This is a genomic window from Pseudophaeobacter flagellatus (assembly GCF_021228235.1).
GTDB lineage: Bacteria > Pseudomonadota > Alphaproteobacteria > Rhodobacterales > Rhodobacteraceae > Pseudophaeobacter > Pseudophaeobacter flagellatus.
Map to the genome: position 1 here is coordinate 95,535 of NZ_JAJQRG010000004.1, position 17,228 is coordinate 112,762.

The following is a 17,228-nucleotide window of genomic DNA, read 5'->3' on the forward strand; positions in this document are numbered from 1 at the left end:
CCGGATAGCGCTTACAGATTATCGCTGACGGCAAAGCCTGCCGGGATTGCATCCACCCCATCCAGCATCAGATCTGCCATGACACTGGCGACCTTTGGGGCCATGCCAAAACCAATTTTGAAGCCGCCATTGGCGATGAAATGTCCGGGCCGATCTGGCCATTGTCCCAGCATGGGGGCGCGGCTCTTCGCTCTGGGGCGCAGCCCGGCCCAGCGTTCGATCACTGCCGCATCTGCCAGCGCCGGAACTGCTGCCCGCGCCCGTGCGATCACCGCGTCGAGCTGGGCATCGGTGCTGTTCGGGTCGTCATAATCGCGCTCGCTGGTTGATCCTATCGCCACCGTGCCATCCGCATGCGGGATGATATGCAGCCCATCCGCATAGAGCTGTGGCACCGCACCCGCATCATAGCGCAGCAGCGCCGCCTGTCCCTTGACGCCATTGCCCATGGGGCGGTCGAAGGCGGTATTCAACTCTTGCAGCCCGGCATGGCCCTTGGCGTGCAGCACCAACCCGGCATCCGGGGCATCGCGCAGGATTGGAACGCTGCGCGCGGTCAGTGCGGCCACCAGCGCTGCGCAGGATTGTCGCGGATGTAGTCGGCCGCTCAGACTGTCCTGTACCACCAGGCCGGTGGGGCTGGGCGGGCACCATGGGCCCAGGTCCGTGACCGGGCGAACCTGCCATTGCGCCTGCCCCTGCCAGAGATCCTTAGCCGAAATGGCGCGCTGATGGGCCAGTTCTACGGCGCGCGCGTCTTTCAGCGGTTGCAGCCGACCGCAACGCCCGTAGCCAGCTGACAGATGGCCTGCGGCCTCGACCTCGGCCCAGAAGGTGGCGGCCATCAGCAGGCTTTCCAGCTGAAACTGTTTCTTGGGGTTCCAGTTCTCCGGTACATGCGGGGCCAACGCCCCTACGATCCCACCGCTGGCTCCGGCGCCGGGTCCCTGCGGGTCGACCACCTGAACGCGGGCACCGCGCTGGGTGCAGGCCCAGGCAATCGCAAGCCCAAAGGCGCCAGCGCCGCGCACGGTGATATCTGCCATTGCCATTTTTCCGACCTTTCGCCAGTGTCACGCTAGTTGCACGGAACTGCGATTCAACGCGCTCCAGCTTCAGACATCACTTAGGGGAAAATGGCATGACAGACCAGCAGGCCCGGCTCAGCTGGCGGGAAGAGCGTATTCCCGTTTCGGATCAGTTTGATGACCCCTATTTTTCGATACACGACGGGCTGGCTGAAACCGCCCATGTCTTTTTGGGCGGCAATGACCTGCCAGCGCGGTTTGCGCCGGACTACCATGTCGCGGAACTGGGCTTTGGCACCGGGCTGAACATGCTGGCAACCTGGCGCGCCTGGGAAGAAAGCGGCCAGAGCGGCGCGCTGCGCTTTACCAGTTTCGAGGCCTATCCCATGGCACTCGCAGATATGGCACGGGCGCTGGCAGCCTTTCCCGAAATCGCCCCCTGGGCCAGCCGTTTCCTGGATCACTGGCAGGGCAGCGGTAGCTGTGATCTTGGCACACTGAGGCTGGAAATGATCAAGGGCGACGCCCGCAGGTCGCTGCCAGAGTGGACAGGGCGGGCAAATGCCTGGTTTCTGGATGGGTTCTCTCCGGCAAAAAACCCAGAACTGTGGCAAGAGGATCTGCTGCAACAGGTGGCCAAGCATACGGCAGCAGGCGGTTCGCTGGCCACCTATACGGCGGCAGGCTTTGTGCGACGCGGACTGGAGGCGGCAGGCTTTGCGGTGACGCGGGTGCCGGGATTTGGCCGCAAAAGACATATGACAAAGGCAATGCTTGCATGAGCACAATCGCAACGGACCCCAAACCGCAGAGCAACAATGTGCCAGCGGGCATCCTGCTGATGATTGCCGCCACAATTGTTTTTGCCTTGCAGGATGGCTTGTCCCGCCACCTGGCTGGCACCTACAACACCTATATGGTGGTCATGGTGCGGTATTGGTTTTTTGCCGCCTTTGTCCTGTGCTTGGCCCTGCGCGCGCCCGGGGGCATTCGGGCGGTTGCCCGTACCCGCCAACTGGGCTTGCAGGTGTTTCGCGGAGTGCTCCTCGTGGCGGAAATATGCACTGCTGTTTATGGCTTTACCCTGTTGGGCCTGGTGGAAAGCCAAGCGGTCTTTATTTGCTATCCACTATTGGTGGCAGCGCTAAGCGGCCCGGTCCTGGGTGAGACCGTCGGCTGGCGCCGTTGGGCCGCCATCGGGGTCGGGTTGATCGGGGTCCTGATCATTCTGCAGCCGGGGGGCGGGGTTTTCAACCCGGCGGCGGTCATTCCCTTTGTCGCGGCCCTGATGTTTGCGCTTTATGGGTTGATCACCCGCTATGTCGCGCGCCAGGACAGCACCGCCACCAGCTTTTTCTGGACCGGAACTGCTGGCATGGTCTTTATGACCTCGATCGGGATCTGGTTCTGGGAACCAATGAGCCAGCACGACTGGCTCTGGATGGCGCTCCTCTGTGTCTCTGGGGTTGCGGGCCATTGGCTATTGATCAAATGCTACGAGATGGCCGAGGCCAGCGCGGTACAGCCCTTTGCCTATTTTCACCTGATCTGGGCCGCGATCCTTGGGGTTAGCATCTTTGGCGAAGTTATTCGCCTCAATGTAGCCACCGGCGCGGCCCTGATCATGGTGGCAGGCCTATTCACCCTTTGGCGCGAAAGCCGCAAGGCTCGCGCCAGATAGCTCTTGCGAGAAGGGGACCGGCAGCGGGGTCTTGCCCAGCCGAGCGCGATAGACAGGTAGGCTCTCGGTGACGCGCATCACATAGTTGCGGGTCTCGTTAAAGGGGATATGCTCGATCCAATCAATAATATCGGGGGTGCCATCACGCGGATCTCCGTAGCGTTCCATCCAGGCGGTGGGGCGATGGGGCCCGGCGTTATACCCGGCGGCCATCAGCACCACATTGCCTTTGAACCTGTCTGCCAGTCCGGCAAGGTACTGGCTGCCCAGTCTGGCGTTGTAATCCCATTCCGCGGTCAGGCGGCTGGTGTCGTGTTTGTCCAGAATGTCCAGCTCTCCGGCCACCAGCTTGGCAGTGGCGGGCATCACCTGCATTAATCCGCGCGCCCCGGCATGGCTGATGACCTTCGGGTCAAACTCGCTTTCTCGGCGGGCAATGGCCAGGATCATTTCCGGTGCCATCGGCAGAGTTTTTGACGCAACCGGGTGCAGCGGATAATAGGCCCCGCGCAGTTCGATGCCGGCCTGCGCGGCGCGCTTGGCAATCATCACCGCCAGATGGGGTTCGTTGATATCAACCGCCATTTGGCCCAATTGACGCGCCTGATCGGCAGGCAGGCTTTCCACCTGATGGGTGAAAAAGCGCTCTGCGAGGGAAAGATCGCCCGCCTGCAGCAGCAGCAATCCAGCTTCGATGACGGAGGAGTCCATAAACGCAGCGCCGCGCCAGGACGGCTGTTGCGGTGGCGCAGCAAGCGCCAGATCAAAGCTGCGCCCCAGGGCCTGCGCTGCCAACAGTCCGTAAAATGAACTCTGATAATCGGCGGCCTTGGCATAGGCCGCATGCGCCTTGTCCACGGTTCCTTGGGCGGCATAGGCGCGCCCCAGCCAATAGCCGCCACGCCCGACAGAAATCGGTGTCTCAACCGAGGCCAGGAAACGTTCAAAATGATAGGCTGCCAATTCGGCATCATTGAGCTTGCGCAGCGCGATATAGCCCGCCAGCCATTCGCAATCGGAATAGCCATAGCCGATATCAGGCGTGGCAAAATGATGCGCCGCCAGTTGATAGGCCCGCTCGTTTTCGCCATCGCGCATCAACTGGCGGGCCAGGTCGCGGCGCCGACGCAGCCATTTTTCCGGCTGCCCCAGGGCCTCGGCGCTGGTGCTGCGATCCATCATCAGGGCGATAGCGTCCTCTTGCCGCCGTTTTTGATCGCGCCAGGAAAAGCGATCATAGGCCAGCCCCGGATCCCCCTGCAGCGCGGCGGGGATGGCTTCGATCTTGGCATCAACCCCGGCGGCCTGCTTTTGCAGGGCAATGCGGGCCTCTGCAAGGGCGCGCGGCCCCTCTGCGACCAGGGGCAACATGCGACTGGCGCTGACATCATGGCCATCCCACAACAGCTGACTGATCCGTGCCGCGTGATGTGGTTGCAATAGCGCGGCGTGATCGGCCAGATAGGCGGTCTGGGTTTCCTCGCTCATCGGCATTTTCTGCCAGGCGCGGATCAGCTCTGCCTCGCCCTCCGTCTGGTTGCCCTTGGCAAAATGCGCCCGCGCCAGACTGGCAGCCCCTTCCGGAGTCTGGGGGGACTGATCGGCAAAAAATGCGCGCACCCGGGTGTGGGATTTCTCGATGATCAGCTCTTCGTTGCGTCGCCGCAGATAGGGCAGGCCGGGCCAGTCAGGACGGCGCGCCAGAAACGCCTCCACATCCGCCGCAGAGCCTTCCTTGGCCCGTAGCCGGTGCCATTCAACGATGTCATGCGCCACCGTGGTCTGCACCCCGACGGCGGTCAGGGCCTCGGGCCATTTCTCTGCACGGATCAGCTCCAATGCGCGCTGCAGGGGGTTCGCCTGAGCTTCTGCAACAGATCCAAAGGTCAGGATCAGCGATATCATGAGGAGAATGCGTGTCATGGCTTGCTTTTATAGTAGATCCGAGGATAGAGCCATTGACGATAATCCGTGTGTGGTTGGGATCAACTCCAAAACCAATCACGCCTTCACTGATGGCGGGCCTCCGCCTGCCAGACCCAACTCAAAGGGAGCGCACCCATGTTTAAAGGCTCTATGCCAGCCCTCGTCACCCCGTTACAAAACGGCGCGTTGGATCTGGATGCGCTTAAACGCTTGGTCGAATGGCACATTGCCGAAGGCTCTAGCGGGCTTGTTCCGGTTGGAACCACCGGTGAAAGCCCTACGCTCACCCATGAAGAACACGAGGCAGTGATCGCCGAGGTGGTCAAGGCCGCCGCCGGCCGGGTTCCGGTGATTGCCGGTGCCGGCTCCAACAACACGGTTGAGACGATTCGCTTTGTTGAATTTGCACAGAAGGTCGGTGCAGACGCGGCGCTGGTGGTCACCCCCTATTACAACAAGCCAACACAGCGCGGCTTGCTGGCGCATTTTCAGGCGGCCCATGACTGCGCCGATGTGCCGATCATCATCTACAACATCCCCGGCCGTTCCGTCGTCGACATGACGCCCGCCACCATGGGCACCCTGGCAAAACTGCCTCGGATCATCGGTGTCAAGGATGCCACAGGCGATATCGCGCGGGTCAGCCAGCAACGCGCCTCTTGTGGGGCCGATTTTGTGCAACTCTCGGGCGAAGATGCCACTGCGCTGGGCTTTAACGCCCATGGTGGTGTAGGCTGCATTTCGGTCACCGCCAATGTGGCGCCACGCCTCTGTGCAGAATTTCAGGCAGCAACACTTGCTGGAGATTACTCCAAGGCACTTGAATATCAGGATAAACTGATGCCCTTGCATGAGGCGATCTTTATTGAGCCGGGCCTTGTTGGTGCCAAATATGGCCTCAGCAAGCTTGGCCTTTGCAGCGAAGACGTCCGCTCGCCCTTGACTGGCCTGGAAGATACCACCAAGGCTGCAATCGACGCTGCCATGGTGCAGGCAGGCCTGCTGTAAGCCTCGGGCAGGTTTAGTATTAAATGGAACAGGCCCTGCAGTTCTGCAGGGCCTGTTTTGTTTTGCGCAATCTCCAGCACCTCGGCCGCACTTTCATCTTACGCAAAATACCTCGGGGTGAATGCGCCACAGGCGCAGAGGGGTGGACCCCTAAAGCCATCGCCAATGATCTTCCCGCTTGAATTTGGGCGCAGACAAAGCACCGCTCAGGTGCTGCGCCTTGTCTGGCATGTGGGTCCGGTATATCCGCCACATCCTCCCAACTCGAGCTGTGTTCCAAGCCGCTGTCGGCAATGGCGTCTTCCACTGTCAGTATGGCAATTGTCAGATCGGGGTACTGCCGCGGGGCTGCGCCTAGCGTTTGCCGTAATACAGGCCAACCACATGTTCAGCCTGGGCAAAGAACAGCCAGCGAGAGACCGCAACCCCGCTCATATGGGCCACTACGGCCAGGGCTGCCATCAGATGTTTCACCAGGTTGGAATCGACGGGCAGCACCAGCAGTAGGACCGGCAGGATAAAGCCCATAACCAGCGCAATGGCCCGCAGTTTCTGCGCGTGTTTGCGCCCGACCACATGGACAAATTCGCGTAGCAGATAGTTGCTGCCGGTATGGGGCGGCTCAAAGGCACGCAGCGTTGCGCCATCCCCTCCCAGTCCGGTGGCACTGGCCATGGTGGTGCCAGAAGCAGCAAAGGCCTTGTCGCCTTGCCACCAATAGGCCAATTGCACTGCCCCCGCGATGAGCAACAGCCAGATCGCGAGGCTCTCTTGCCCGGCCAGCAGCGCACCGCCTGCAAGGGAAAAACTGAGAAACACCACTGGCGTTAGCGGCATATTCCAGCGTGGAACGGTTTTGAGCTGGCAATAGATCATCGAGGTGGTGAACACAGTGCCAAGGCTGAGAACCGCACCAATCACACCCAGAGCAGGCCAGGTCCTGTCCATAAAGATGGCGCCAAAGGCATAGAGCCCCATCACCAGCAGCGCGGCAATCGCGCAGATCCCCTCTCGGCTGAGCCAGCTGGTCGTCCACTGGCGAAAGGCCTTGAGGGCCCGTTCTGGGCGGCCCAGGTGAAAGGTCGAGGCCAGCAAGCCGCCAACCGCCAGCCCGTAGGCAATGGCGTAAAAGACAAAGGCCATCCAACCGGTAACACCGGGATAGCCCAGCCCCAGAAAGACCAGCAGGCCAAAGCCAAAGCCGGACAGGGTGGTGAAAAGAATGACAGATGGTGCCGGATGCATCAGGCGCTCCCCCCTGGAAGTTTGTCCAGAGCCTTGTCCAGCCAGCCCAGGAAGCCGCCGGGATCTTCTGTCGCGGGGGCCAGCAGCGGTGCAAGGATGTCGACTTGATCCTCCAGCGTATCCTTGGGGCGCGGCGGCAGATATTTGTTCACCGGTTTGGTGCCCATTTCAGGCATCAGATCCATGCCGTCGCGGGCCTTTACCAACTGGCTGACCGCGCTGTCCGGATCCCCTAGATCGCCAAAATGGCGCGCCCCAGATGGGCAGGTGCGCACGCAAGAGGGCACGCGGTCCACTTCGGGTAGGTTTTCATTGTAGATGCGGTCGACACAAAGGGTGCATTTCTTCATCACCCCGGCGGCCAGGTCGAGTTCACGTGCGCCATAGGGACAGGACCAGGCGCAAAGTCCACAGCCGATGCAGTCGCTTTCATTGACCAAGACGATGCCGTCTTCGACCCGTTTATAACTGGCCCCGGTGGGGCAGACGGTGACGCAGGGGGCGTCTTCGCAGTGCAGGCAGGATTTGGGGAAATGGATCAGTTGTGCTGCCGGGGCGGGCTGCGCCGCTGTGGCAGCGGGCTGTACCTCGAAACTGTGAACCCGGTTGAGGAAGGTGCCGACAGGTGCGGCGCCATAGGCATCCTGATCTGACAGCGGCGCGCCATAGTTTTCGGTGTTCCAGCCTTTGCAGGAGATCACGCAGGCATGGCAGCCAACGCAGGTGTCCAGGTCGATGACCAGGCCCATCTTGCGGGTGGTTGTGGTCGGGAGTTCAGTCATCAGAGCGGGCCTCCGGTTTTGGGCTGGGACGGACTGGGGCGCTGCCCCAGACCCCGGGATATTTGGGGCCAAATGAAGGGGCGGGGAGCCAGAGAAAGAGCCTGGTCATTTGCCCACTTTCCACGCCAGGTTTTTGGGGCCGGTACCGACAGGAGATTTGATCGAGGCCAGTGTCGGCTGGCTTTCGGTGAAATCCTGTGGCGCGCCGGCTTTTTCGATTTTCACCTTGAGGTCGAACCAAGCGGCCTGGCCGGTAATGGGGTCGCTGTTGGCCCAGCGCAGCCCGTCGCCTCTGGCGGGCATGAGCTCGTGGATAAGGTGGTTGAGCAGGAAGCCCTTGGTGGCTTCGGGAGCGTCTTCCTGCAGGCCCCAGGTGCCTTTGCGTTTGCCGATGGCGTTCCAGGTCCAGACCGTGTTGTTGTTGAGCGCGGCCATTTCCATCACCGGGACCGTGATTTCACCATGGGGAGAGGAGACGCGGGCCCAGTCGCCATCCGCCAAATCGTGCTGCCGCATCAGTTTTGTCGGCAGATAGAGCGGGTTGTGCCCATGCAGCTGGCGGAGCCAGGCGTTTTGACTGCCCCAGGAGTGATACATCGCCATGGGGCGTTGGGTCAGGGCGTTGACGGTGAAACCCTCGTTGCCCTGCTGGTCGGTCTCATACCAGATCGGCAGCGGGTCCATGGTGTCTTTGATGCGCTGACGCAGGTGTTCCGGGGGCTGGCGTTCACCGTGGCCTTCGGCGGCCAGCTGGAATTTGCGCATCGGCTCCACATAGAGCTGAAACAGATAGGGTTGTGGGCTGTCATACAGCCCAAGGTCCACCGCCCAGTCCTGATAGGCCATGTTCCAGGGTTTGAAGTAGCTGGCCTCGGCGGGGATATGTTCGACAAAGAAGCCGCCGTTTTGGATATATTTGTCCAACTGCTGCGGGTTGGGTTCGCCACGTCCGGATCTGTTGCCATCGGGGCCTCGAAAACCTGCCAGGGGGCCGATGCCGGGTTTACGCTCGTGGTTGATGATATAGTCGGCGTAGTCCTGCCATTTGGCGCTGCCGTCCTCATGGGTGAAACCGGGCAGTTTCATCTTATTGGCCAGCTGCACCAGTACGGTCTGAAAGCCCCGTACATCCCGGTCAGGTTCGATCACTGGCCAGCGGATTGCGTCGGCGGCGCCGTCGGCTTCGCAGATCGGGCGATCCAGCATCGAAATACAGTCGTGGCGTTCCAGATAGGTGGTGTCAGGCAGAATCAGATCGGCATAGGCCACCATTTCCGAAGAATAGGCATCGGAATAGATAATACGGGGGATCTTGTATGCGCCGTCGGCGTCCTTGTCAGTCAGCATCTCGATCACGCCGCCGGTGTTCATCGAGGAGTTCCAGGACATATTGGCCATATACATAAACAATGTGTCGATCTTGTAGGGGTCGCCTGCATGGGCGTTGGAGATCACCATATGCATCAGCCCGTGGCTGGACATCGGGTTTTCCCAGGTGAAGGCCTTGTCGATGCGCGCCGGGCTACCATCGGTTTTCAGTGCCAGATGTTCTGGCCCGTGTACAAAGCCCAGATGTGGCCCATCCAGCGGTTTGTTGGGGGTGACACGACAATGGGGGGCCGGGTGGGCCTCAACCGGTTTGGGATAAGGCGGTTTGAAGCGGAAACCACCGGGGGCCTCGACCGTGCCAAGCAGGATCTGCAACACATGCAGAGCGCGGCAGGTCTGAAAGCCGTTGGCATGGGCTGACACACCGCGCATGGCGTGCATGGCCACGGGTCGGCCGATCATCTTGTCGTGTTTTTCGCCGCGAAAATCCGTCCATTCCTGGTCCAGCTCAAAGGCTTCGTCAAAGGCGACGCGGGCCAGTTCGGCGGCGATGGCGCGGATGCGGTTGGCCGGAATGCCGCAGCGCTCGGCCACGGCTTCGGGAGCGTATTCATCGCGCAAATACCGCTCGGCCATCAGCTGGAAGACCGAAACATGGGTGACATCGCCCATCGTGAAGCTGCCGCCCAGGTCGGGGCGCACACCGTGCATGTCAAAAGGGGCCAGTTTGCCGGTCTTGCGGTTGATCACCAGCGGGGTGCCGTGGTCGTCGCGCAGGAACAGGCCCTTGTCTGGTGAATTAGGGTCCTGGTTCACCAGCACCGGCGCATTGGTGTAGCGGCTGAGGTAATCGAGGTCGATCTTGCCGGCCTTCATCAGTTCATGCACCAGCGCCAGGATGAACAGCCCGTCGGTGCCGGGTGTGATGCCAACCCAGTCATCTGCGATGGCGTTATAGCCCGAGCGGATTGGATTGACGCCGATCACCCGCGCGCCGCGGGCCTTGATCTTGCCGAGGCCCATTTTGATCGGGTTGCTGTCGTGATCCTCGGCGACACCAAACAGCATGAACAATTTGGTGTGGTCCCAGTCGGGCTGGCCGAACTCCCAAAAGGCGCCGCCGATGGTGTAGATGCCGGCCGTCGCCATATTGACCGAGCAAAAGCCGCCGTGCGCCGCATAGTTGCAGGTGCCAAAGTTCTGCGCCCAGAAACCGGTGAAAGACTGCGACTGATCCCGGCCAGTGAAAAAGGCCAGCTTGGAGGGATCATCTTGGCGGATCGGTTCCAGCCAGCCAGCGGCGATCTCCAGCGCTTCGTCCCAGGAGATTTCCTCAAACTCGCCGGAACCGCGCGGCCCCACCCGTTTCAGCGGGGCCTTGAGCCGTGAGGGCGCATTGACCTGCATGATCCCGGCAGAGCCCTTGGCGCAAAGCACGCCTTTGTTGACTGGATGATCGCGGTTGCCTTCGATATAGGCGACCTCTTTCTTGCCATCCTCATTGGTCTTCATATGCACGTTGATGCCACAGCGACAGGCGCACATGTAGCAGGTGGTCTGGCGGATTTCGTCTGATACCTTGGGGGATGTCTCCACCTGGGGTTGCTGGAATGTCATCTGGCCTCCCTTAACCTGTTGGCTTGCCTGTGTGCAGGCTTGTCTGAGTGTTGGATCAGGTCAGAACCAAGATCCCCGCCAGGATAAACCCAGCAATAAAGAGTGTTTCCATGATCAGCAGGGCAATGGCTGCGCCTCCGACGGCCAGCACCTGTTTCAGGTTGGTTTTCATGCCCACCGCCGCAATCGCTGTTAGCAGCAACCAGCGTGAGGTCTGGCTTAGGAAGTTACTTGCCGCAGCCGGGATCAGCTCGGCAGAGCTGAGCCCGGCGAGCACCAGAAAGGCAATGACAAAGCCGGGCAGCAGCGGCGGGCGGGTGCCGTCTGCGGGCAGCTTTGCGTAGGCGCGGATCAGCAAAGAGGCGACCAGAACAATGGGGGCCAGCATGGCCACTCGGATCAGCTTGACCAGGGTGGCGCTGTCGCCGGTCTGTTCTGAAATGGAAAAGCCTGCACCGACCACCTGGGCGACATCGTGGATGGTGCCGCCCAGGAAAACACCAGCCTGATTGGCATCCAGTTCCAGGAGGTTGACTAGAATGGGATAGGCAATCATCGCAATGGTCGACAGGACCGTCACCCCCATCACGGTGAAGATCAGCCGCTCCTCGGAACGCTCATCGCGCGGCAGGATGGCGCTGATGGCCATGGCCGCCGAGGCACCGCAGATGGCGACGGAACCCGCGGTCAACAAGGCAAACCGCCATTTGTGGCCAAAGGCACGGGCCACCAGCAGGCCAAAGCAGATAGTGGCCACAACGCCCCCTGCCACCAGGGCGATCAACTGCCAGCCCAGCCCCATCATCACCCCCATCGAGACCCGCACACCCAGGAAGGCGATGCCAAGGCGCAGCAATGTTCGGGCCGAAAAGGCGATTCCGGGGACGGTTTTACCCTCTTCACCCAGAAAGCTGACGGCGATGCCCAGCAGCAGTGCCAGCAACATTGCAGGGGTGTCATAGTGTTCGGCAAGAAACTGCGCCGTGACCGCGACGATGATCGAGACCGCAACGCCGGGAAACAGATCCTTCGCATGGCAGCGCAGGGCCTGGGCTGTCAGCGTTATGCGGGCGGGCAGGGCGGTGTCAGTCAAGGCAGGGCTTTCGCGGCAGAGCTGCAAAACGCAGGTGTGGAATTTCAGTCGTCATTTGGGCATACCCCACGATACAAAGCAATTTTTCTATTCTGTGACCGAATAGAGGAAACCTGTTCCGGTTTCGTGGGAAATTCAGGGGGGGGGGCTTTTACTTCATGGCAGGGCCTCGATCAGGGTGCGGGCGTCCATGGCGATCTGGCGCTCTTCCTCGGCGGGGACGATCCAGGCGGCTGGTGTATCGGCTTGGCGCGTCAGGCAGGCGGCGTTTTGGGCGTTGCACTCTGGGTCGATGACACAGCCAAGCCAGGCAAAGCCATCCAGAATGCGGGCGCGGATGTTGCGGGCGTTTTCGCCGATACCGCCGGTAAAGGCGATGGCGTCACAGCCACCCATGGCGCCTATCAGGCTGTGGCCATGGCGGATGGCCCAGTAGCAGAAATGATCAATGGCAAAATCCGCGGCAGCCGTGCCCGCTTGTTCCAGCGCCCGCATATCCGACAGGCCGCCAGACAGGCCGGCAAGGCCTGAGTGGCTGTTCAGCAGAAGCTTGGTTTCACGCAGGCCGATTTCTTCCACCAGGCGCAGGGTCGCATTGGGATCAAGCGTGCCGACACGGGTGCCCATGGTCAGCCCTTCTAGCGGCGAATATCCCATGGTTGTGGCGACGGATTGGCCCGCATGGATGGCGCAGATGGATGCCCCATTGCCCAGGTGAAAGGCAAGCAGCCGCGAGGGCAGTGGCCGCCCCGAGATTTCGGGCAGGCGGCGGCAGAGGGCGGCGTAGGACAGTCCGTGAAAACCGTAGCGACGCAGCCCCAGGTCCTCGGCCTCGGGGGGCAGGGCATAGCGTTGCGCCACCTGCGGGGCGGTGGCGTGAAAGGCGGTGTCGAAACTGGCATATTGCGCCAGATCGGGGGCCAGGTGATCCAGCGCATCAATCGCCGCAAGCGCCTGTGGATTGTGCAGAGGCGCCAGTGGCACGCAGGCTTTGATCCCGGCCCGCACCGCGGCTGTGATAGGCGTGGGGCGGGTAAGGCTGGTGCCGCCATGGACCACCCGATGCGCCACCGCCCGCAGGCTGGCCGGGCCAGTGCCTGCCTCGGTAAGGTCTTGCAGAACCGCTGCCAGGGCGGCGCTGTGATCCGGCAGATCCAAGGCCCTGTCGGTGTTTGCGAGGCGTATATGGCCCCTGCCGCCAATGCCCTCGGCCACGCCGCTTAGCCGTTCTTGCAGGGTCGCGTCGAACAGGGCGAACTTCACCGAAGAAGAGCCTGTGTTCAGGACCAGGATGTCGGCTGGGGGGCTCATAGCGCCACCTTCACAATGTTGAGGCCCGCAAGCGCGGCAAGCAGCAGAACGACCTTGCGGCGAAACCGGGCCGGATCAGCGCGGGCAAAGCCCTGGCTGCCAAGCCAGACGCCAGCGCCAAGGATGGGAAAGGCCAGCAGGGCTGCAAAAACCGTTTCGCCCGTGACCAGCCCATGCGCGGACATCGCGGGCAGCGCCATCAGGTCGATCCCGGTCAGAAATACAATCATTGTGGCGCGAAAGGTGGCGGGCGCGATCAATTGCGCCGATAGAAAGGCGGCGGTGGGCAGGCCCCCGACACCGGCCGCATTGGCGGTGCCAGAGATCATGCCAACGCCAGTGTGGCCCAGCATGCCGATGGGGCGGGTGAACTGCCAGCCGCTCAGCAGGATCAGGCTTAGCACCAGGATCAACCCCGAGACGGCCAGCCGCGCCTGCAGGTGATCAAGCCGCGCCATCAGCGCCACCGCCGGGATCACCGTAAGCACCGCGCCCAGCAGCAGCGCGCCGGCCCGACGCCAATCGACATGGGCTCGAATGCCGCGCGCCTGAAACAGCGTCATGGTGATTTCGCAGGTAAAGATCACGGGGATCAAGGGCAGTGGATTGGTGGTAAGGGCAGCCAGAATGATAAAGATCGCGGAAAACCCAAAGCCGGAATAGCCACGAATACCGGCCGCCGCAAACAAGGCGGCGGCCAGATATGCCCCTTGGCCAGATGTCAGATCAAAGGGCAGGTTCATGTGGGTCAGACCTGCTGTTCGCGCATGTCAGCCGGGTCGATCCCTGCCACAGATACGGGCTTTTTCATCGCGTCGCGGCGGAAAGGCTCGCCCAGTTCCTGGTTGATCATCGCCTCGATCAGGGTTGTGATGCCATTCTTCTGGTCCGCAACCGCCTGGGCCAGGGCTGCCGTCAGCTCGTCCATGGTGCGGGCGCCAACGCCTTTCAGGCCGCAGGCGTTGGCGATACCGGCGTAGGACACCTGCTCGTCCAACTCGGTGCCAACAAAGTTGTCGTCAAACCACAGGGTCGAGTTGCGCTTTTCCGCGCCCCATTGGTAGTTGCGGAACACCACCTGGGTGACGGCAGGCCATTCACCGCGGCCAATGGCGGTCAGTTCGGTCACCGCAATGCCAAAGGCACCGTCGCCAGAAAAGCCGACAACCGGCACATCGGGGCAGCCGATCTTGGCACCGACAACCGCAGGCAGGCCATAGCCACAGGGGCCAAATAGGCCCGGTGCCAGATATTTGCGGCTGTCATCGAACGAGGGGTAAGCATTGCCGATGGCGCAGTTGTTGCCGATGTCGGACGAGATGATCGCGTCTTTTGGCAGGGCCGCCTGAATTGCCCGCCAGGCCATGCGGGGGCTCATCCATTCGGGTTTGTCGGCGCGGGCCCGTTCGTTCCAGGTGGTGCCGGGATCGTCGTCTTCGTGATCCATCGAGGACAGCTGCTGCGCCCAGGTGGATTTCGCGGTCGAGATCAGCGCAATCCGTTCATCTCGGCCCGCATCCCCTGCGCTGTCCGACAGGCACCCCAGGATCGAGGTAGCAACTTTTTTGGCGTCGCCGACAATGCCCACAGTGACCTTTTTGGTCAGGCCGATGCGGTCGGGGTTGATATCAACCTGAATGATCTTGGCCTCGGTTGGCCAGTAGTCGATACCATAGCCAGGCAAGGTGGAAAACGGGTTCAACCGGGTGCCAAGGGCCAGAACGACGTCGGCCTTGGCGATCAGTTCCATCCCTGCCTTTGATCCGTTGTAGCCCAGGGGCCCAGCAAACAGCGGGTGGGAACCGGGGAAGGCATCGTTGTGCTGGTAGCCAACGCAGACTGGCGCGCCAAGCCGTTCAGCCAGTTCTTTCGAGGCATCAATGCCGCCGGCCAGCACCACGCCTGCGCCGTTCAGAATGACGGGGAACTTGGCGCTGGACAGCAGATCTGCAGCCTCTTGCAGCGAGGTTTCGCCGCCACCGGGGCGTTCGAATTCGACGATCTGCGGCAGGGCAATGTCGATCACCTGGGTCCACATATCGCGGGGAATGTTCAGCTGAGCGGGGGCCGATGCGCGTTTGGCCTGCATGATCACCCGGTTCAGCACCTCGGCCACGCGGGATGGGTCGCGCACCTCTTCCTGGTAGCAGACGCAGTCGGCAAACATGCGCATCTGCTCCATCTCCTGGAAGCCGCCCTGGCCGATGGTCTTGTTGGCGGCCTGCGGGGTCACCAGCAAGAGTGGTGTATGGTTCCAGTAGGCGGTTTTCACCGCAGTCACAAAGTTGGTGATGCCGGGGCCGTTCTGGGCGATCATCATCGACATCTTGCCGGTGGCGCGGGTGTAGCCATCCGCCATCATACCGCCCGATCCTTCATGAGCGCAGTCCCAGAAGGTGATGCCCGCTTTGGGGAAGATATCGGAAATCGGCATCATGGCCGACCCGATAATGCCAAAGGCGTGCTGAATACCGTGCATTTGCAGGGTTTTGACAAAGGCTTCCTCGGTGGTCATTTTCATGGCGGGGGCTCCTGGGTGAAACATAAAGATCCCCGGTCTGGTACCGGGGGTTCCCACTGGTTTAGGCTAGAGAGGACGCGCGCAGATAGGGCCAGTTTCAGAGGCGGATATAGCCAAGGATTTGCGCCATGATGCCCCCCGACGCAAAAGTCCTGTTTTGGAGGTTCGTCGCGGTGCTGCCGACGTCTCTTCCCCAGATGCAGAAGATCGGACTTCAGCCCTGCTTCAGTGCCTTTGCCAAGAGCGCCAGCCCGGGTGTGATGCGATTGGCAGCAATCGAGGAATAGCCCAGCCGAAAGTAATTGTGCTGGCGGTTCTGGGCGGAAAAGAACGGTGCGCCGGGTTCGATAATCACGCTCTCGGGTTTCAGCCTAGCTGCGACCTCTGCCATATCAACACCGTCGGGGGCGCGCATCCACAGGGACGAACCGCCATAGACGCCAACCCCAGAGACCGTCAGCCCATGGGTGTTCACGGCCTCTTCGATGACATGGCGGCGGTCATGCAGCACCTTGGCGGTGCGACGGATCTGGGCATCGTAGTGGCCCAGCGACAGGAAATAGGCGACGGTGCGCTGGATATGGCCGGGCGGGTGGCGCAGCACATTGGCGCGCAGGGCACGGGCCTGGCGGATAAAGGCTTCGGAACCGACCATGTAACCCAGGCGCAGACCCGGAAACAGCGATTTGGAAAAGCTGCCAACATAGATTACCCGGCCATCGGCATCGAGTGATTTCAGCGCAGGTGAGGGGGCGCCAAGAAAGGACATTTCGAATTCGTAGTCGTCTTCGACAATCACCGCGTCGATATCATGGGCCCGCTGCAACAAGGCCTTGCGGCGGGCCATCGGCATGGTGGCGGTGGTCGGGCTCTGGTGGCTGGGGGTGCAAAAGATCACGTCGGTGTCTTCTGCGATGTCTTGCGGCGGCAGGCCATCGCCATCCACCGGAATGCAATCCACCTGGCAGCGCAGATGCGAAAGCTGGTCGCGCAGGGTGTAATAGGTCGGGTCTTCGATGCTGGCCTTGCGGCCGCGGTTCAGCAATAGCTGACTGGCCAACCACAGAGCATTCTGGGCGCCAAGGGTGATCAGAATTTGTTCTGGGCGTGCAATCACCCCGCGCCGGGGCAGGGTATGACGGGCGATATATTCGATCAACAGCGGATCGTCCTGATCAAAGTAATCATCCGTCAGCGCGGCAAAGTCTTTTTGCCCTAAAGCGCGCAGTGAACACAGTCGCCAATTGGCATGGTCAAACAGCGATGGATCCGCCTGCCCATAGATAAAGGGATAGCGATAGCTGCGCCAGTCGCGGGCCTTGCGCGGGGTGTCACCGCCGGTGAAGGTGCGGACCAGCGCCTGGCTCCAGTCCACCGCCTCTTCGGATTTCACGGGGGGGGTATAGCTGGGGGGCACAGGCGCATTTTCCGAGACAAAATATCCCGACCGACCGCGCGAGGTCAGATAGTCATTTGCCAAAAGTTCAGTATAGGCCAGCGTCACGGTGATACGGCTGATGCCAAGGTGAACGGCCAGCTTGCGCGAGGAGGGAAGCTTTTCTCCGACGCGGAAGCGCCCCGAAAGAATGCCTTCGGCGATCATTTCCTGGATCTGCGCCTGCAGGGTGCCCTGGGCGTCCGAGTTCAAAAAGAAGGTATCAACAGAAATTGCCATGGGGCACCTTAG

Annotated in this window: 13 protein-coding genes; 3 read left to right on the top strand and 10 right to left on the bottom strand. The window is 61.3% G+C overall.

The genetic code is table 11. The features are described from left to right. Positions 1-11: 11 nt before the first annotated feature. Complete coding sequence (locus tag LRK71_RS09360) at positions 12-1,052, bottom strand: NAD(P)/FAD-dependent oxidoreductase (RefSeq protein ID WP_232402867.1); 1,041 nt, start codon at positions 1,050-1,052, stop codon at positions 12-14. Between the two features lie 89 nt (positions 1,053-1,141). On the opposite strand from LRK71_RS09360, the gene mnmC2 reads away from it, so the two are divergent. Next, entirely contained in the window at positions 1,142-1,810 is a 669-nt protein-coding gene (gene mnmC2, locus LRK71_RS09365; protein WP_232402869.1) for a tRNA (5-methylaminomethyl-2-thiouridine)(34)-methyltransferase MnmC2, read from the top strand. Then, positions 1,807-2,709 (top strand): DMT family transporter, encoded by a 903-nt coding sequence (locus LRK71_RS09370; RefSeq protein WP_232402870.1) that lies wholly within the window; start codon positions 1,807-1,809, stop codon positions 2,707-2,709. Before mnmC2 ends, LRK71_RS09370 begins: the two co-directional genes overlap by 4 nt. On the opposite strand, the gene LRK71_RS09375 is transcribed toward LRK71_RS09370, so the two are convergent. Continuing rightward, entirely contained in the window at positions 2,665-4,632 is a 1,968-nt protein-coding gene (locus LRK71_RS09375) for a lytic transglycosylase domain-containing protein (RefSeq protein ID WP_232402871.1), read from the bottom strand. The genes LRK71_RS09370 and LRK71_RS09375 overlap by 45 nt on opposite strands. Positions 4,633-4,770: 138 nt before the next feature. On the opposite strand from LRK71_RS09375, the gene dapA reads away from it, so the two are divergent. Continuing rightward, positions 4,771-5,643 carry a 4-hydroxy-tetrahydrodipicolinate synthase gene (gene dapA / locus LRK71_RS09380; RefSeq protein ID WP_232402872.1) on the top strand — a complete coding sequence of 291 codons (873 nt, stop codon included), beginning with the start codon at positions 4,771-4,773 and terminating at the stop codon, positions 5,641-5,643. Between the two features lie 354 nt (positions 5,644-5,997). On the opposite strand, the gene LRK71_RS09385 is transcribed toward dapA, so the two are convergent. From LRK71_RS09385 to pdxR, 8 genes are all read right to left on the bottom strand, one after another. Then, positions 5,998-6,888 carry a dimethyl sulfoxide reductase anchor subunit family protein gene (locus LRK71_RS09385; protein ID WP_232402873.1) on the bottom strand — a complete coding sequence of 297 codons (891 nt, stop codon included), beginning with the start codon at positions 6,886-6,888 and terminating at the stop codon, positions 5,998-6,000. Beyond that, positions 6,888-7,670, bottom strand: a complete 783-nt coding sequence (locus LRK71_RS09390; RefSeq protein WP_232402874.1) for a 4Fe-4S dicluster domain-containing protein — start codon at positions 7,668-7,670, stop codon at positions 6,888-6,890. The genes LRK71_RS09385 and LRK71_RS09390 overlap by 1 nt, the downstream gene beginning before the upstream one ends. Before the next feature lie 105 nt (positions 7,671-7,775). Further along, positions 7,776-10,616, bottom strand: a complete 2,841-nt coding sequence (locus tag LRK71_RS09395) for a molybdopterin oxidoreductase family protein (RefSeq protein WP_232402875.1) — start codon at positions 10,614-10,616, stop codon at positions 7,776-7,778. A gap of 55 nt (positions 10,617-10,671) precedes the next feature. Beyond that, positions 10,672-11,661 (bottom strand): YeiH family protein, encoded by a 990-nt coding sequence (locus LRK71_RS09400; protein ID WP_232403421.1) that lies wholly within the window; start codon positions 11,659-11,661, stop codon positions 10,672-10,674. A 204-nt stretch (positions 11,662-11,865) separates the two neighbouring features. Then, entirely contained in the window at positions 11,866-13,020 is a 1,155-nt protein-coding gene (locus LRK71_RS09405) for an acetate/propionate family kinase (RefSeq protein WP_232402876.1), read from the bottom strand. Beyond that, on the bottom strand, positions 13,017-13,763 hold the full coding sequence (locus tag LRK71_RS09410) for a TSUP family transporter (protein ID WP_232402877.1): 747 nt from the start codon (positions 13,761-13,763) through the stop codon (positions 13,017-13,019). Before LRK71_RS09410 ends, LRK71_RS09405 begins: the two co-directional genes overlap by 4 nt. 5 nt (positions 13,764-13,768) lie before the next feature. Continuing rightward, positions 13,769-15,541 carry a sulfoacetaldehyde acetyltransferase gene (xsc, locus tag LRK71_RS09415; RefSeq protein WP_232402879.1) on the bottom strand — a complete coding sequence of 591 codons (1,773 nt, stop codon included), beginning with the start codon at positions 15,539-15,541 and terminating at the stop codon, positions 13,769-13,771. A 214-nt stretch (positions 15,542-15,755) separates the two neighbouring features. Further along, the gene (gene pdxR / locus LRK71_RS09420) at positions 15,756-17,216 is read right to left on the bottom strand and encodes a MocR-like pyridoxine biosynthesis transcription factor PdxR (RefSeq protein ID WP_232402881.1); all 1,461 of its coding nucleotides are present in this window, start codon (positions 17,214-17,216) and stop codon (positions 15,756-15,758) included. Positions 17,217-17,228: the final 12 nt, after the last annotated feature.